The 16,526-nt window shown below is 74.1% G+C and carries 8 protein-coding genes; 4 read left to right on the plus strand and 4 right to left on the minus strand.

Annotated elements, in window-relative coordinates; translation table 11 throughout:
* Position 1: 1 nt before the first annotated feature.
* The 3 genes from AC3IYJ_RS16410 (at position 2) to AC3IYJ_RS16420 (ending at position 8,173) form a co-directional block, all read left to right on the plus strand.
* The gene (locus tag AC3IYJ_RS16410; protein ID WP_489402026.1) at positions 2–5,947 is read left to right on the plus strand and encodes an amino acid adenylation domain-containing protein; all 5,946 of its coding nucleotides are present in this window, start codon (positions 2–4) and stop codon (positions 5,945–5,947) included.
* Between the two features lie 67 nt (positions 5,948–6,014).
* On the plus strand, positions 6,015–7,655 hold the full coding sequence (gene serA / locus AC3IYJ_RS16415; RefSeq protein ID WP_489402027.1) for a phosphoglycerate dehydrogenase: 1,641 nt from the start codon (positions 6,015–6,017) through the stop codon (positions 7,653–7,655).
* A complete protein-coding gene (locus AC3IYJ_RS16420) occupies positions 7,652–8,173 on the plus strand; it encodes a YbaK/EbsC family protein (RefSeq protein WP_489402028.1) in 522 nt (173 codons plus the stop codon). The genes serA and AC3IYJ_RS16420 overlap by 4 nt, the downstream gene beginning before the upstream one ends.
* Positions 8,174–8,257: 84 nt before the next feature.
* Here the strand turns inward: AC3IYJ_RS16420 and AC3IYJ_RS16425 are convergent, their stop codons facing one another.
* The 3 genes from AC3IYJ_RS16425 to AC3IYJ_RS16435 are packed head-to-tail and all read right to left on the minus strand — an operon-like array spanning position 8,258 to position 12,739.
* On the minus strand, positions 8,258–10,060 hold the full coding sequence (locus AC3IYJ_RS16425) for a non-ribosomal peptide synthetase (RefSeq protein ID WP_489402029.1): 1,803 nt from the start codon (positions 10,058–10,060) through the stop codon (positions 8,258–8,260).
* Complete coding sequence (locus AC3IYJ_RS16430) at positions 10,057–10,857, minus strand: 4'-phosphopantetheinyl transferase family protein (RefSeq protein ID WP_489402030.1); 801 nt, start codon at positions 10,855–10,857, stop codon at positions 10,057–10,059. The genes AC3IYJ_RS16425 and AC3IYJ_RS16430 overlap by 4 nt, the downstream gene beginning before the upstream one ends.
* Before the next feature lie 55 nt (positions 10,858–10,912).
* Positions 10,913–12,739, minus strand: coding sequence for an AfsR/SARP family transcriptional regulator (locus tag AC3IYJ_RS16435; protein WP_489402031.1), 1,827 nt, complete (start codon positions 12,737–12,739; stop codon positions 10,913–10,915).
* Positions 12,740–12,955: 216 nt separating this feature from the next.
* Here AC3IYJ_RS16435 and AC3IYJ_RS16440 point away from each other — a divergent pair, with 216 nt between their 5' ends.
* On the plus strand, positions 12,956–13,132 hold the full coding sequence (locus tag AC3IYJ_RS16440; protein WP_489402032.1) for a hypothetical protein: 177 nt from the start codon (positions 12,956–12,958) through the stop codon (positions 13,130–13,132).
* A gap of 203 nt (positions 13,133–13,335) precedes the next feature.
* Here the strand turns inward: AC3IYJ_RS16440 and AC3IYJ_RS16445 are convergent, their stop codons facing one another.
* The gene (locus AC3IYJ_RS16445) at positions 13,336–16,347 is read right to left on the minus strand and encodes an AfsR/SARP family transcriptional regulator (RefSeq protein WP_489402033.1); all 3,012 of its coding nucleotides are present in this window, start codon (positions 16,345–16,347) and stop codon (positions 13,336–13,338) included.
* Between the last annotated feature and the right edge of the window lie 179 nt (positions 16,348–16,526).

Here is a 16,526-nt window from a genome sequence, read left to right on the forward strand (position 1 = left end):
CATGACACCGACCCCGCCCACCGCCACGTCCACCGCCTCGCCCGCGCCCCGCGCCACCCGCTCCCTGCCACCCGGTGTCGAGGAGCTGCTCCCGCTCTCCCCGCTCCAGGAGGGCTTCCTCCTCAACGCCGCCGACGCCGAGGCCACCGGTTCGGTGGACGTGTACGCCACCCAGATACGCCTCGACCTCGAAGGCCCCCTGGACCCGGCCCGGCTGCGCGCCGCCGCCGAACGGCTGACCGCCCGCCACAGCGGCCTGCGCGCCGCGTTCCGGCACAAGGGCCTCAAGCGCCCCGTACAGCTGGTCCACCGGCACGTCCCGCTCGCCTGGGAGGAGTTCGACCTCACCGAACGCGCCGGCGGTGAGGACGAAGCGGTCCGGATCGCCGCCGTGCAGCGCTCCCGGGGCTTCGACCTCGCCCGGCCCCCGCTGCTGCGCTTCGCCCTGCTCGGATTCGGTGGCGGACGCCACCGGCTGGTGCTGACCGCCCACCACATCCTGTGGGACGGCTGGTCGGTCCCGCTGCTGCTCGGCGAACTGTTCGCGCTGTACGCCGACGGCCCCGCGGCGGCCCTGCTCCCGCCCGTCCCCTACCGCGCCTTCCTCGCCTGGCAGCGCGCCCAGGACCGGCACGGCGCCGAGAAGGCGTGGGCCACCGCCCTGGAAGGGCTTCCGGAGCCCACCCGCTACGCCCCGCAGGCGGCCGACCTGCCGCCCGCCCCGCAGGAAGAGGTCCGCGCGGTGCTCCCCGCGGCCGTCGCCGACCGGATCGCCGCGCACGGCCGCCCGCACGGGATCACCGCCAACACCGTGGTCCAGTTCGCCTGGGGGCTGCTCCTCGCCCGGCTCACCGGCCGCGACGACGTCGTCTTCGGCGGAACGGTCTCGGGCCGTCCCGCCGGGCTCCCGGGCTCGGAGCGGATCATCGGGATGCTCCTGAACACCCTCCCGGTCCGGATCCGGATCCACGAGGACGAGCCCGTGCTCGCCGCGCTCGCCCGGGTCCAGGCCGAACAGGCCGACCTCCTCGACCACCATCACCTCGGCCTCACACACGTCCAGCGGGCCGCCGGGCACGACACCCTCTTCGACACCACCACCGTCTTCCAGAACTTCCCCCTCGACCACACGGCCTTCGACGGCCTCCTCTCGCGCGCCGGCCTGCGCCTCACCGGCCATGGCATCGCCGACTCCACGCACTACCCGCTGAGGCTCGCCGTGACCCCCGGCGACGGTCTCGAACTCCGCCTGGGCCACCGCACCGACGTGATCGGCGCCGCCGAGGCCGCCACCCTCCTGGAGCGGCTCGTACGGATCCTGGAAGCCGTCGCCGCCGACCCCGACCGCCCCACGGGCCGCATCGAGGTCCTCTCCGACGATGAACGCGGCCGTGTGCTCTCCGGGTGGAACGACACCGCGGGGCCCCAACCGACCGCCACGCTCATCGCCCGCTTCGAGGAGCAGGCCGACCGGACCCCCGACGCCACCGCCGTCGTCTTCGGCGACACCACCCTCACCTACCGCGAACTCGACCTCCGGGCCAACCGGCTCGCCAGGATCCTGATCGCCGACGGAGCCGGACCCGACCGGACCGTGGCGGTCGCGGTGCCGCGGTGCGCCGAGCTCGTCGTCGCCCTGTACGCCGTCCTCAAGGCCGGGGCCGCCTACCTGCCCGTCGACCCGGACTATCCGGCCGGGCGCATCGCCCAGCTGCTCGAGGACGGCCGCCCGGTCGCGGTCCTCACCACCGGCGCCGTCGCCGGCCGGCTGCCCGTCACCGGCCTGCCGGTCCGCCACCTCGACACCCTCGACCTGGCCGGGCCGACGGGACCGTCCCGGACCCGGCCCGCGGCGGACGGCCTTCCCGCGGCCACCCTCGACGACACCGCGTACGTGATCTTCACGTCCGGGTCCACCGGACGCCCCAAGGGCGTCGCCGTCCCGCACCGCGGCATCGTCAACCGGCTCACGTGGATGCAGGACCGCTACCGGCTCACGGCGGCCGACCGGGTGCTCCAGAAGACCCCGGCCGGCTTCGACGTCTCCGTGTGGGAGTTCTTCTGGCCGCTCCTCGAAGGCGCCGCCCTGGTCGTCGCTCCGCCGGAGGCCCACAAGGACGCCGAGCATCTCGCCGCCCTGATCGAGCACCACCGCATCACCACCGTGCACTTCGTCCCGTCGATGCTCGCCGCCTTCCTCCGCGATCCCGCCGCGAGCCGCTGCACCGGACTGCGGCGCGTGGTGTGCAGCGGCGAGGCACTCCCCCTCGACCAGCAGCTGCGCTTCCACGACGTACTGCCCGGGGTCGGGCTGCACAACCTGTACGGGCCCACCGAGGCGTCCGTCGACGTCACCGCCTGGGAATGCCGTCCCGAGCCGGGCGCCCGGTCCGTGCCGATCGGCGCCCCGATCACCAACACCCGGGTCTACGTGCTGGACGGCGGTCTGCGTCCCGTGCCGGTGGGAGTGGCGGGCGAGCTGTATCTGGCCGGCACCGGCCTGGCACGCGGCTACGTGGGCCGGCCCGGGCTGACGGCCGAGCGCTTCGTCGCCGACCCCTTCGGAGCGCCCGGGACGCCCATGTACCGCACCGGTGACCTCGTACGGTGGCGGGAGGACGGTGTCCTGGACTACGTGGGACGCACCGACCACCAGGTCAAGCTGCGGGGCCTGCGCATCGAACTGGGCGAGGTCGAAACCGCACTGACGGGCCTGGCCGGCGTGGAGCAGGCGGTCGTCGTGGTCCGCGAGGACCGTCCCGGAACCCAGCGGCTGGTGGGCTACGTCGTGGGCGGGGCGGCCCTGGACGTCGAAGCCGCCCGCGCCGAACTGGCCGACCTGCTGCCCGAGTTCATGGTGCCCTCGGCGATCGTCGTGCTCGACGCGCTGCCGCTCACCCCGAACGGCAAGGCCGACCGCAAGGCCCTGCCCGCCCCCGGGACGCCGGCCGCCGCCACCGGACGCACCGCCGCCACCGGGCGCGAACAGGTCTTCACGACCGCTTTCGCCGAAGTGCTCGGACTCACCGCCGTCGGCGCGGAGGACTCCTTCTTCGCCCTGGGCGGCGACTCCATCCTCGCGATGGAGGTCGTCTCCCGGGCCCGTGCCGCGGGCCTCGTCGTCAGCGCCCGCGAGGTGTTCCGGCTGCGCACCGCCGCGGCCCTCGCCGCAGCCGCCCGGGAGGCCTCCTCCGAAGCCCCGCGGGAGGCTCCCGACGCCGGGCTCGGCCGTGCCCCCCTGAGCCCCCTCGGCCGGGAACTCCTCGGAACCGGAACGGAGATCGCCGGATTCCACCAGGCCGTCCTGGTGGAACTGCCCGCCGGAATCGACGACCGCACCCTCACCGCGGCCCTCGCGGCCGTCCTCGACCGGCACGACCTGCTGCGCGCCACCCTGGTGCGCGGCCAGGACGGGGCGCACTTCACGGTCCCCGCCGCCGGATCCCCCCAAGCGGCCCCGGCCCTGCTCCTGCGCGCCGAGGTCCCGGCCCGTGACGCGGCACGCCGCACGCAGGTCGTCACGGCCGCGGCCGAGGCCGCCCGGTCCCGCCTGGACCCGGAGCGGGGCGCGATGCTGTGCGCCGTACGCCTGGTCACCCCGGACGGCGAACCCGACGAACTCCTCCTCGCGGCCCACCACCTGGTGGTCGACGGAGTGTCGTGGCGGATCCTCCTGCCCGACCTGGCGGAGGCCGCCGCCGCCCTGGCCGAGGGCCGTCCGGCAGCGCTCCGCCCGGTTCCGACCTCGTACCGCACCTGGGCCCGCAGCCGGGCCGAAGGCCCCGCCCCGGAGCACCCCCGCGCCAGGCCCGGGGACGGATCCCCGCTCGGCGCCCGCCACCCGGACCCCGCCCGGGACACCTTCGCCACCGCCCGGCACACCCGGCTGGTCGTGCCCTCCGCCCTCGCCGAGGACCTGCTCGGCACCGTGCCGGCAGCCTTCCACGGACGCCCCGACGACCTCCTGGTCACCGCCCTCGCCCGGGCCGTCGACGCCTGGCGCGGCCACCGCGGCGGGCACCAGGGCGGGCACCGGGGCCCGGTCGTCATCGACGTCGAGGGCCACGGCCGCGACACCGCGGAGACCCAGGACCTCTCCCGTACCGTCGGCTGGTTCACCGACGTCCGCCCCGTAGTCCTCGACCCGGCCGCCGGAACCCTGCCCGACACCCTCAAGCACGTCAAGGAGCGGCTGCGCGCCCCCGCCGGCTCCGGTCCCGCACCGCACGCCGAGGTGCTCTTCAACTACCTGGGGCGCATCGGCGACGACTCCGCGGCGCCGGGCGCCGGATGGCGGGTCCTGCCCGCCGGGGCACTGCCGCACGGTGCCGACCCCGCCATGGTCACCCCGTACGCGGTCGAACTGCACGTGCTCGCCCAGGACACCGCCGCCGGACCCGAACTGCACGCGGTGTGGACCACCCCCGAAGGGCTCTTCACCGAGGAGGAGACCGACCGGTTCACCCGGCTGTGGACCGCCGAACTGAAGTCCCTCGCCGCACTCGCCGGGCAGCCCGGAGCCGGCGGACGCACCCCCAGCGACCTGCCGCTCGTCGCCCTCACCCAGGCCGACATCGAGAAGCTGGAAGCGGCCGCACCGCACCCCGCGGACATCCTGCCCGTCACCCCCCTCCAGGAGGGCTTCCTCTTCCACGCCGCCGAGGCCGCGGACGGCCTCGACGTCTACACCACCCAGGTCCGCATCGACCTCGAAGGACCGCTCGACGCGGCCGCGCTGCTGCGGGCCGGGGAACGCCTGGTCGCACGGCACACCGGGCTGCGGGCCGGATTCCACCACGAGGGACTGAGCGCCCCCGCCCAGGTGGTCCACCGCGAAGTCGCCCTGCCCTGGTCGGAGTCGGACCTCGGCGCGCTCCCCGAGGAGGAGCGGGAGGCGGCCGCCGACGCGCTGGCCGCCCACGAGCGGGCCCGCCGGTTCGACCTCACCCGTCCGCCGCTGCTCCGCCTCACCCTGCTGCGGTTCGGCCCCGGCCACCACCGGCTGATCCTCACCGGGCACCACATCGCCTGGGACGGCTGGTCGACACCGGTCCTCGTCGAGGAACTGTTCACGCTCTGGGCCCGCGGCGACGAAAGCGCCCTGCCCCGGCCCGTACCGCACTCGGCACACCTGGAATGGCTCGCCGAACAGGACACGACCGCCGCCGAGGCCGCGTGGGCCGCACACCTCGACGGATCCCCCGGGCCGCTGCTCGTCGCCCCCGACGCCGTCGACCGCGCCGCGGTCCTCCAGGAGACCGTCACCGAGGAACTCTCCCCGAGCCTGCTCGGCCGCCTCGACGGGGCGGCCCGGCGCCACGGCCTCACCCTCAACACCCTGGTGCAGGGGGCCTGGGCCGTCGTCCTGTCCCGCGCCACCGGCCGCGACGACGTCGTGTTCGGCACCACGGTGTCCGGCCGGCCCACCGGACTCCCCGGCATGGACCGCATGGTGGGGCTCTTCGTCAACACCCTGCCCGTACGGGTCCGGGTTCCCGGCCAGGGGACCCTCCTCGACCTGATGACACGGCTCCAGGACGAGCAGGTCGAACTCATCGACCACCACCACACCGGGCTCGGCCGGATCCAGCAGCTCGCCACCGGCACCCAGCTGTTCGACACCACCACGATGCTCGTCAACTACCCGCTCGACCTCGACGCCCTTTCCGGCGGCCTCGCCTCTCCCCGGCTCGCCGGGATCGGGGTCGACGACGCCACGCACTACCCGCTGCGCCTGGTGGCCGTACCGGCCTCCGGCGGCGGGCTCACCCTGCGCCTCGGACACCGCCCCGACACCCACGGGCCCGACGAGGCGAAGAAGTACCTCGACCGCACCGCCACGGTCCTACGGGCCTTCGCCGACGACCCGACGACCCCCGTGCACCGCGTCGACCTGATGGACGAGGCGGAGCGATCCCAGCTCCTCGTCCAGTGGGGCGGCTACTGACCGCCCGGGCCCAACCCGGCAGCAGGCTCCGTACTCCCCCACCCCACCCATCCGAGAGGCCAGAACCGTGACCCGTTCCCCCGCCCCCGCCGCACGCACCCCGCGCCCCGTCGTCCTGCTCGCCGAAGAGCTCTCCCCGGCCACCGTGGAAGCCCTCGGCTGGGACGTCGAGATCCGCCGGGTCGACGGCGCCGACCGCGCAGCCCTGCTGCCCGCGCTCGCCGACGCCGACGCCGTCCTGGTGCGCAGCGCCACCCTGATGAACCGCGAGGCCCTGGCAGCCGCACCCCGTCTGAAGGTCATCGCCCGCGCCGGCGTGGGCCTCGACAACGTCGACATCCAGGCCGCCACCGAGGCCGGTGTCCTGGTGGCCAACGCCCCCACCTCGAACATCACCAGCGCCGCCGAACTGGCCGTCGGCCTGCTGCTCGCCGTCGCCCGCAACATCCCGCAGGCCGACGCGGCCCTGAAGACCGGCTCCTGGCAGCGCAACCGCTGGTCCGGCGTCGAACTCAACGGCAAGGTCCTCGGCGTGGTCGGCCTCGGCCGCATCGGCACCCTGGTCGCCCAGCGGATGGCCGCCTTCGGCATGGACGTCGCCGCCTACGACCCGTACGTGACCGCCGCGGGCGCCGCCGCCGTCGGCGTCCGCCTGCTCACCCTCGACGAGCTCCTCGTCCAGGCCGACTTCCTCACCGTCCACCTGCCGCGCACCCCGGAGACCACCGGCCTGATCGGCTTCGAGGCTCTGCGCAAGGTCAAGCCGGGCGTACGGATCGTCAACGCCGCGCGCGGCGGCATCGTCGACGAGAACGAGCTGTACGCGGCCCTGAAGGAGGGCCGCGTCGCGGGCGCCGGCCTCGACGTGTACGCCACCGAACCGTGCGTCGACTCGCCGCTGTTCACCCTCGACAACGTCGTGGTCACCCCGCACCTGGGGGCTTCGACCGACGAGGCGCAGGAGAAGGCGGGCATCGCCGCGGCCCACTCGGTGCGCCTGGCGCTGGAAGGCCGGCACGTCCCCGACGCCGTGAACGTGCGCGGCGGCCGGGTCTCCGAGGAGGTACGCCCCTGGCTGCCCCTGACCGAACGGCTCGGCCGCCTCTTCACCCGGGCAGCCGACGGGGTTCCCGCCCAGCTGGAGGTCCAGCTGCACGGCGAGATCGCCACGCAGGAGGCCGCCGCACTGGAACTCTCGGCGCTCAAGGGGGTGCTGGAGGTGCTCGGCGGTCCCGTCAGCCAGGTCAACGCCCCGCTGATCGCGCTGGAACGCGGTCTGACCTCGAAGCTCACCACCCACGCGGGCGGCGACAGCCACCGCTCGGCCGTCACCCTGCGCGGGGTCTTCCCCGACGGGCGCGTGGTCACCGTCTCGGGCACCCTGGCGGGCGTACGCCGCCAGGAGAAGCTGATCGAAGTCCTCGGCTACGACCTGGAGCTGCCCCTCGCCGGGGACCTGGCCTTCCTGCGCTACCCGGACCGGCCGGGCGCCGTCGGCCTGATCGGCGGCGAGTTCGCGGACGAGGGCGTGAACATCGCCGCCATGCAGGTCGCCCGGGACGCCACGGGCACCACCGCGCTCGCCGGGCTGTGCGTGGACTCCCCGGTACCGCCGTCCGCGCTGGGCCGCGCCGCCGCCTCGGTCGGCGCCGACCGGAGCTGGACCGTCCGCTCGGCCACCGCGGCCGCGGAACGGACGGGCCGATGATGACGCACGACACCGTGGCCCCCGCCGACACCTCGCGCCGGCTCCTGGCCCTGCTCGAAGGCGCCCGCATTCCCTACCGGCTGATCCGGCACGCCCCCGAGGGCCGTACCGACCTCGCCTCCGAGCTCCGCGGCCACCCCCTCGAACAGGCCGCCAAGTGCCTGGTGGTCAGGGTGGGGACGGGCCGCCGAAGACGCCGGTACGTCCTCGTCGTGGTGCCCGGCGACCGGCGGGTCGACATGGCCTCGGTCCAGGAGCTGTTCGAGGGCACGGAAGCCGCCTTCGCGTCCCGGGAGATCGCCGAGAGCCTCTCCGGGTGCGTCAGCGGATCGATCGTGCCGTTCAGTTTCCATCCGGACCTCGAACTCGTCGTGGACGTCGGCCTGCTGGAGCACGAGGAGATCTTCTTCAACGCGGCCCGGCTGGACCTTTCGGTGGCGGTGTCGTCCGCGCACTACCTGGCGCTGGCGCAGCCGTTCGTGGCACCGGTGGCCACCCCCGCGCCCGTAGCGGTCTGAACCGTCGCGGCCCGCCGCGCCCGCACTCCCGGCCGGGTGCCCCCCTTCGGGGAGGTGCACCCGGCCGACGGCGTGCGCGGACGTTCACACCAGCAGTTCCGCCTGTGCGGCGAGGGTGGTCGCGCGGATGAAGTCGCGCAGCCGGATCTCGCGCCCGGCCAGCGGCTGGAGGCGCGACACCAGCTTCGTGAGCTGGAGCGAGCTGCCACCCAGACCGAAGAAGTCGTCGTCCAGTCCGACCGTGTCCACCGGCAGCACCTCGTGCCAGGCCGCCGCCACCGCGCGTTCCGCCGGCGTGAGCGGTGCCCGGTGCGCGGGCCGGCCGTCGGCGCCCGGGGAACCGGGCAACGGAAGGGCGCGCCGGTCCACCTTGCCGGTCGGGGACAGCGGAAGGCTGTCGAGCAGCATGAACGCGCTCGGCGCCTCCTGCGGCCGCAGCCGTTCCGCCAGGAAGGCCTGGAGCTCGGGCAGCCGCAGTCCGGGCCGGGCCGCCACGTGCGCCGCGAGCCGGATCTCCCCGTCCGGTGCCTCGTAGGTGGTGACGGCGGCGTTCCCGACACCGGGGTGCGCGAGCAGCGCCTGCTCCACGCAGGCCGGGTCGATGCGCGTCCCGTCCACGGTGACGTGCTCGGCGATCCGCCCGAGGAACTCCAGGGCGCCGTCGGGCCGCAGCCTCACCCGGTCCCCGGTCCGGTAGAGACGCGAACCGTCGAGGGCCTGCGGGTCGGGTACGAACGAGGCTGCGGTCAGGGCCGGTTCGCCGAGGTATCCGCGGGCCACCCCGACGCCTCCGACGAGCAGTTCGCCGGGCTCGCCGGCGGTGACCGGGCGGCCGTCGGCCCCCGTCACCACGGTCCGTACGCCGGGCAACGGCCGCCCTATGGGCACCGGACCGGTGCGCTGGGCCGGGTCGACCCGGTGGGCGGTCACATCGATCGAGCAGGCCGCGGTGCCGTACGCGTTCCACACCTCGGCCCGCACCCTTCCCAGGAGCCGCTGGACCAGCTCGGCGTGGAGCGGTTCGCCCGCCGAGAGCACCAGGCGCAGCGCCTCGCAGCCGGCCAGGGCGGGTTCCTCGACCAGCAGCCGCAGTACGGGCGGGACGACTTGGAGGACGGTGATCCGGTGGGCGCGCACGGCGGCCGCGAGGGCGGCCGGGTCGCTCTCGACACCGATGGGCGCGAGCACCAGGACACCGCCGGAGACCAGCGGCGCGAACACCTCCCAGCAGTGCGCGTCGAAGGTGGTGGTGGTCTTCTGGAGCATCCGGTCGGCGGGGCCCAGCCTGAAGGTGTCCACCGACCAGGCGACCCGGTTGGTGATGCCGGCGTGGCTGACGACGACGTTGCGCGGTTCCCGGTCCCGCCCCGAGGTGTGCACGACGTACGCCGCCCCGGCCGGGTCGCAGGTCCGGTCGGGCGGGGTGCCGGGCAGCATGTCCAGGACGGCGCGGATGGCGTCCGGGACGACCGCCCGGGCGCCCGCCGCGGCCACGGCCCCGGCGGCCGCGGTCTCGGCGAGCACCACACGGGTACCGGTGGCCCGCAGCTGGCGGGCGAGCCGGCGCGGCGGCAGGTCCGGGTCGTGGGGCACGTAGCAGGCACCGGCCCGCCACACGGCGAGCAGGGCCACCACCAGGTCGGCTCCCCGGTAGAGGCAGACGCCGACGGGGTCGTCGGGCCGTACCCCGCAGGCGATGAGGTGGTGGGCGAGCCGGTTGGCGTGGGCGTCGAGGGCCGCGTAGCCAAGGGTGCGCGCGCCGTCGACGACGGCCACCGCGTCCGGGGTGAGGGCGGCGTTTCGGGCGATCAGCGAACTGATCGAGGCGGGGGCCGGGCCGCTGTCCTGGCGGCCGTCACGGGCGGCCGTCGGCGGGGCGGGGGTCATGGTGTCGCTCCAAGTCCATGGGGCGCATCGGCGCCGGGCAGCGGGTCGAGTCCGTAGCGCAGGGCCCGGACGGGGCCGGTGGAGGAGGCGGTGCGGGCGATGGCCGCGTACACGCCGGTTCCGAAGTCGGGTTCCTGCAAGAGCCAGTGATCGGGCCCCGGTGGCAGTCCGTAGCGGACGAGCACCGGGCCGGGGGTGCCGGGGTGGACCTCGATGCGGGTCAGGTCGGCGGCGAGTCCGATGCCGACCGCCTTCACGACGGCCTCCTTCCGGGTCCAGCAGCGCAGGAACACCTCGCGCCGGGTGAGCGGGTCGGGGCTGCTGCGCAGGTGGGCCAGCTCGCGGGCGGTGAAGGCGAGCGGCGCGGTCAGGTCGGGGTCGACCCGGGGGTTGGCCTCCAGGTCGACGCCGACCGGCCGGCCCTCGCCGATCCCGAGCAGCCAGTAGCCGTCGCAGCGCGACAGGTTGAAGGTCAGCCGGGTCGTCGGCCACGTCACGCTCGGCGGCCCGTGCGCGGGGTCCGCGCAATCCGGGCACAGGGTCCGGCCGAAGCGGATGTCGGCCGGGTGGGTGCCCAGGTGCCCGGCGAGGATCCGGCGGGCACCTGCGTGTGCGGAGGCGTACGAGAGCGCCGCCTGGTCGCGCAGCAGGTGCACGCGGTTGCGTTCGGAGGCGGACAGGATGGCGAGGTCGGCCGGGTCGAGACGGGGGCCGGCGGTGCCGAGCCACAGTTCGGCCGCGCCGTCGGCGAACGGCCGGACGGGAGCGGCCACTGCGGCGGATTGGCGCGTGAGCATGGTGGGCTCGCCTTTGCGAGAAGCGGTTCGGTGCGCGGGACGGGGTTGAGGGGACTCAGGCGGCCTGGGGCAGGCCCGGCTGTACGGGGGCTTCCGCGAAGGGGTTCAGCAGGAGCAGCCGTACCAGGGGGTGCAGCCCGTACGCAGGCAGTCCCTGCCGGCCGACGCCGCACAGGTCGAGGAGCGAGGCGTCCACCAGGCGCTCCAGCCGCTCCTCGGCGGCCCCTTCGCTCAGCCCGACGGCCGCCGCGACGGTGGCGGCGTCGAAGGGCCCGGGGCCGAGGAGCGAGAGCCGTCCGAGGAAGCCGCGGGTCTCCGGGTCGATCCGGTCGACGGACCGGTGCAGGGAGCTGCGTACGTCGAGGTCCGCGAAGCGCAGTTCGAGGAGCCGGGTGCGGGGGTCGGAGAGCCGGCGGGCCAGGCGGCCCGGCGACCAGTGCGGGCGGGCGGCGAGCCAGGCACCCGCGACGCGCAGTGCGAGCGGCAGGCCGCCGCAGTACGCGGCGATCTCCCGGACGGCCTCCAGGTCGGAGGCGGTCCGATCGGGGCCGGCCGTGTTGGACAGCAGTTGCCCGGCGGTGTCCTCGTCGAGGGGGGCGAGCGTGGTGGTGTGCGCGCCCGCCGCTTCCGTCAGAGGGGTCTGCGCGGTGATGAGGACCACGATGTCGGGGCTTCCGGGCAGGAGCGGGGCGAGCTGGAGGTCCCCGGAGGCGTTGTCGAGGACCAGCAGCAGGCGCTTGCCCGCGGTGCGGGTGCGGTAGAGGCGCACCAGTTCGTCGAGGTCGTCGGCGATCGGGCTCTCCCGGTCGAGGCCGGTCTCGCCGAGGGCGCGCAGCAGCCGCAGCAGGATGTCGCAGGGGTCCTTGGGGGTGCCGTCCGTCGCGCGCAGGTCGGCGTAGAGCTGGCCGTCGGGGAAGTACGCGGCGCCGGCGTGCGCGGCACGGACGGCCAGGGCGCTCTTGCCGACGCCGGCCATGCCGGTGATCAGGAAGCGGCGGGGGCGCCAGGCATCACGGGCCGTGGCGGGGCGCAACAGGGCGTGGAAAGCCTCCAGTTCGGCGTCGCGCCCGGTGAAGACGGCGGTGTCGGACGGCAGCATGGCGGGTGCCGGGGCGGCGGGCGCCGGGGCCCGCTCGCCGCACAGCACGATCTGGTAGGCGGCTTCGAGCTCGGCGCCCGGGTCGACGCCCAGCTCGTCTGCGAGGACCTTGCGGCCCTGGTGGTAGACGCGCAGGGCGTCGGACTGGCGGCCCGAGCGGTAGAGCGCCAGCATCAGGTGGGCGCGGAGCCTCTCGCGCTCCGGGTGGCGGGTCACCAGGCCGGTCAGTTCGGCACTGACCTCCTGGTGCCGGCCGAGCGCGAGGTCGGCCTCGATCCGGTTCTCCAGCGCGGTCGCACGGGCGGCCTCCAATTGCGGAATCTCGACTTCCGAGAGGAATTCCGTAACGTTCGCCAGAGCGGGGCCCCGCCAGAGGTCCAGTGCCTCCCGCAGAAAGGCTCCGGCGGCCTCGTAGTTCTGCCGGCGCAGGGCGTCGCGGCCGAGCTCGTCGAGGCGCTCGAATTCGATGAAGTCCAGTCGGCTGCTCCCGGCCCGCAGGACGTATCCGGGCTGCTGCCGCTCGATCTCGATTTCGGGTCCGAGGAGCTTGCGCAACCGGGACACGTAGGTGTAAATCTGCGAGTTCAGCGTGGCCGGCGGCGACCAGCCCCACAGCAACTGGCTCAGTCGCGCATCGGAGACCACCCGGCCACGGGCCAGGAGCAGCGCCGCGAGCACGGTGTGGATCTTCGACCCGGAGAGCGCCGCCGCGACGCCCTCCCGCCTCGCTTCGACCGGACCTAGCAGCCGGAATTCCATGTTGTCCCCCGTTGTGAGTTCCATGACGAACGCACTCAGGAGCGTAGTTCGGCCATCTTTTGGCGCCTTTTCGATCCGATTTCCCCGGGAGGGAAATCGAAACAACATCGGGTCGACAGGGGCGCTCCCTAACGTTCTACTCGTCACCCCGGGACGGACCGCCGATCAGCGGAGTCACCCGAACCGAATAAGTGACTCACAAGTAATATGCGAATGCAGCTTTACACAGGGGGAACCACAATGCTCAGCAACACCCGCACTTTCCTTGCCGCTGCCCTCAGCACCCTCGCCCTGGGCGTCGTCCTGCTGACCGCCGGCACGGGAACGACCCCGGGCCACACCGCTCAGGCCGACGGGACGCCGGCCCCGACGGTGACCGTCGCCCCGGTCACCCCCGCCAGCGAGACCTGGGGCTGACCGGACCCGCTCGCCTGCCGGACCCGCCCGCCTGCCCGGACCCGGCAGGCGGCCCCGCACGGCCCCGTTCCCCGCACCCGCGCCAGGGTGCGGGGAACGCCGCGTTACGGGAACGCCGCGTTACGGGAACGCCGCGTTACGGGGACGCCGCGTTACGGGCGAGGCACGCGTGGAGAGCGCGGGGTCAGTGGAGGGCGCGGGGCTCAGTGGAGGGCGGCCAGCCTCTGGAGTTCGGCCGGGTCGAGACCGTAAGGCGGGGCGTCCGTCGACAGCGCGCCGAGCAGCCGTTCGGCACGCTCCCACTGCTGTCGCGCCTGGAATTCGGCGAACACGGCGATCGCCCGCCGGAACAGCTCCGGCGCGCCGCTCCGCCCGGCCAGCAGGTAGGCGCAGCCGAGGGCGGCCTCGACCTTCGCATGCAGAAACGTGTCGTCGAGGTCGTCGGCCAGATCCTCCGCCTCCAGGAGCACCCGCTCGGCCTCGTCCGGGACTCCCTGACGCCAGAGGACCTCACCCAGCAGGAGCAGGATGTGCGCCTCCCCGTTGCGGTCGCCGTGCTCCTTGACGATGGCCAGCGCCTCGTGCCCGGCGTGCGACGCGTCCTCGAGGCGTCCCGCATGCATCAGGGTGTCGGCGAGCCGGTGCGCGCTCTGGGCCAGCCCGCGCACGAGCCCGGCCCTGCGGCTGCACTCCAGTGCCTGCGCGGACAGGTCCAGGCTGCGGTCGAGGGCGCCGCGTGCCAGTTCGATCTGGCCGAGCGTCCCCAGGCTGTGCGCCTCGCCCGCCATGTCGCCCACCTCGCGGAAACCGGCCAGCGCGGCCTCGCCGTTCCAGACGGCCTGCTCCAGATCTCCCTGGAGCAGCGCGCGTCGGGCGATCTGCCGCCGGGTCAGGGCCAGTCCGGCCGTGTCGCCGATCTCCTCGAAGATCTCCGCGGCGGACGCGAGCTGCCCGTCCGCGTCCTCGTGGCGGCGCTGGTACATGGCGAGCGAGCCGAGCGAGCGCCGCATCGCCGCTTCGCCCTGACGGTCCCCTGCCCGCCGGGCCGCGGCCAGGGCCCGTCCGGAGGACTCCTCCCACTCCTCCAGGTAGCTGTGGGACTCCTGGAGCGAGGCGGCCAGGAGCGCCAGCTGCCACACCTGCCGCGGGAAGTCCGCCTCGGAGGCCTGCCGGACCACGTCGAGGATCGCGCTGTGCTCCGACTTCATCCACTCCATCGGATCGGTCAGGAGCTCCTCGACCAGGAGTTGCGGAAGGCTCGGCTCCGGAACACCGTCCAGCGAGGCGAACTCACCGCCATACAGGCGCTGGTACGCGGCCCAGGACAACGAGAGCCAACCGTCGAGCGCGCGGTCCAGGACACTGTGCCGCTCCTCGGCAGTGTCCTCCTCCTGGGCCCGTTCCCAGGCGAAGAGCCTCAGGAGGGCCTGGAAGCGGTAGCGGGGCGGTTCGCCGGGCCGGGCGGAGGCCACCTCGAGCAGTTGCGCGTCGACGAGTTCCTCGATGAGGTCCTCGGCCTCCAGGGGGTCGGTGTCCAGTACGACCGCCCCGACCCAGGCGGCGAAGTCGGGGACGGCCAGCAGGCCGAGTCTCCGGTACATCGTGGCCGTGGCCGTGGGCAGGTCGCGGTAGCTGAGGTGGAAGCTGGCGCGGACGCCGCCCTCGGCGGGGCTGAGTTCGTCGAGGCGCCGGCGCTGGTCCTCCAGGCGTTTGATCAGGCGGCGCAGCGACCAATGGGGCTTCGCGGCGAGGCGGGCGCCCGCGATCCGCAGGGCCAGGGGCAGTCGGTCGCACAGGGTCCCGAGCTGGGCGGCCGCCTCGGGGTCGGCCGTGATCCGCTCCTGGCCGGCGATCGCGCCCAGCATGGCGGTGGCCTCGTCCTGCGTGAGGACGTTCAGGTCGATGCGCCGTACGCGGTAGTGGCCGGTGACGTCGTCGACGGTGTCCCGGCTGGTGATCAGCACGCAGGACCGGCCGCGGCCCGGCAGGAGGGGCTTGACCTGTGCGAACGTCCTCGCGTTGTCCAGGACGATCAGCATCCGCCGACCGTCCAGCAGCGAGCGGTACAGCGCGGCCCGTTCCTGCTGGTCGGCGGGAATCTGCGGCCCCGGGACGCCGAGCGCGCGCAGGAACCGGTCGAGGACCGCCGCCGGAGCGAGGGGCGAATCCGACTCGTCGTAGCCGCGCAGGTCCGCGAAGAGCTGGCCGTCGGGGAAACGGGACGAGACCTCGTTGGCCCAGTGCACGGCGAGCGCGCTCTTGCCGACCCCGCCGATGCCCGACATGGCCGCGACGGCGAGCGGGCTGTCCTCCTCGCCCGGACCGCAGCGATCCAGCAGACCGTCGAGGAGTGCGAGTTCGCCTATGCGACCAGTGAAGGCGGCGACCCCCGCGGGCAGCTGGCTGGGAATCGACCGCGCTGCCGGGGCCGGTGCCTGCGGTGGCTCCGCGGCCGGGGCGGAATCGCCGGAATCCCGCAGGACGAGCTCGTGCAGTTCCCGCAGCTCGGCGCTGGGCTCGATGCCCAGTTCCGAGACGAGCGCCTGACGGCCTTCGCGGAAGACCTCCAGGGCCTCGGCCCGGCGGCCCGCCCGGTACTGGGCGAGCATCAGGTGGGCCCGGGCCCGCTCGCGCAGGGGGTGCTCGCGCACCAGCGCCGTCAGATCCGCGATCAGCGACCTGTGCTGGCCGCTCTGGAGTTGGAGTCCGCCCCGCTCCTCGCGCAGTTCCAGCCGGAGCTCCTCCAGCCGGGCCGCCTCGTGGTCGACGAGCCCGCCCCCGACCCCTTCCAGAGCGGGTCCGCGCCAGGTGGCGAGCACTTCCTTGTAGAGGGCATTCGCCTCGACTGCCTCGCCCGCCCGGGCCAGTTCGCGGGCCTTCTGCACGCTCGCCTCCATTTCCAGGAGGTCGATACGGTGGCCGTCGGGGTCGAGGATGTAGCCGGGGTGGGAGGTGACGATCAGGTCGTCGGCGCCGGCCGAGGCACGGAAGATCTTGCGCAGTGCGGTGACGCAGATCGCGATCTGGTTGCGCGCGGTCGCCGGGGGCTCCTCGCCCCACACGGCTTCGATGAGCGAATCGACGGAGACGATCCGCCCCGGGGTGATCAGGAGCATGGCCAGCACCGTGCGCCGACGGCCGCCGCCGAGCTGGACCGGCTGGCCCTCCACCTGCACGTCCAGTGGACCGAGCAGCCTGAAGTCGATCTGGCGCACGTCGATTCCCCGCTCCCCCCGCGGCTCCCCCCCGGAGCAGACTATCCATTGTGAGCTTCCGGCCACCCAGAATCAACGAAGATCCACAACGCGTTCGCAACCGTGCAAGTGCACGCGACATCCTGCCGCGTGCGTTCAATCAGCGTGTATAGGGCCATCACACAAGAAACATGGAGCGG

It is taken from the genome of Streptomyces sp. GL_140 (assembly GCF_057834465.1).

Bases quoted from the DNA above. Each gene is read 5' to 3' on its own strand.
- AC3IYJ_RS16425 (WP_489402029.1), bottom strand. From the start codon at position 10,060: ATGACCCCCGCCCCGCCGACGGCCGCCCGTGACGGCCGCCAGGACAGC.
- AC3IYJ_RS16420 (WP_489402028.1), top strand. From the start codon at position 7,652: ATGATGACGCACGACACCGTGGCCCCCGCCGACACCTCGCGCCGGCTC.
- AC3IYJ_RS16435 (WP_489402031.1), bottom strand. From the start codon at position 12,739: ATGGAACTCACAACGGGGGACAACATGGAATTCCGGCTGCTAGGTCCG.
- AC3IYJ_RS16410 (WP_489402026.1), top strand. From the start codon at position 2: ATGACACCGACCCCGCCCACCGCCACGTCCACCGCCTCGCCCGCGCCC.
- AC3IYJ_RS16430 (WP_489402030.1), bottom strand. From the start codon at position 10,857: ATGCTCACGCGCCAATCCGCCGCAGTGGCCGCTCCCGTCCGGCCGTTC.
- AC3IYJ_RS16440 (WP_489402032.1), top strand. From the start codon at position 12,956: ATGCTCAGCAACACCCGCACTTTCCTTGCCGCTGCCCTCAGCACCCTC.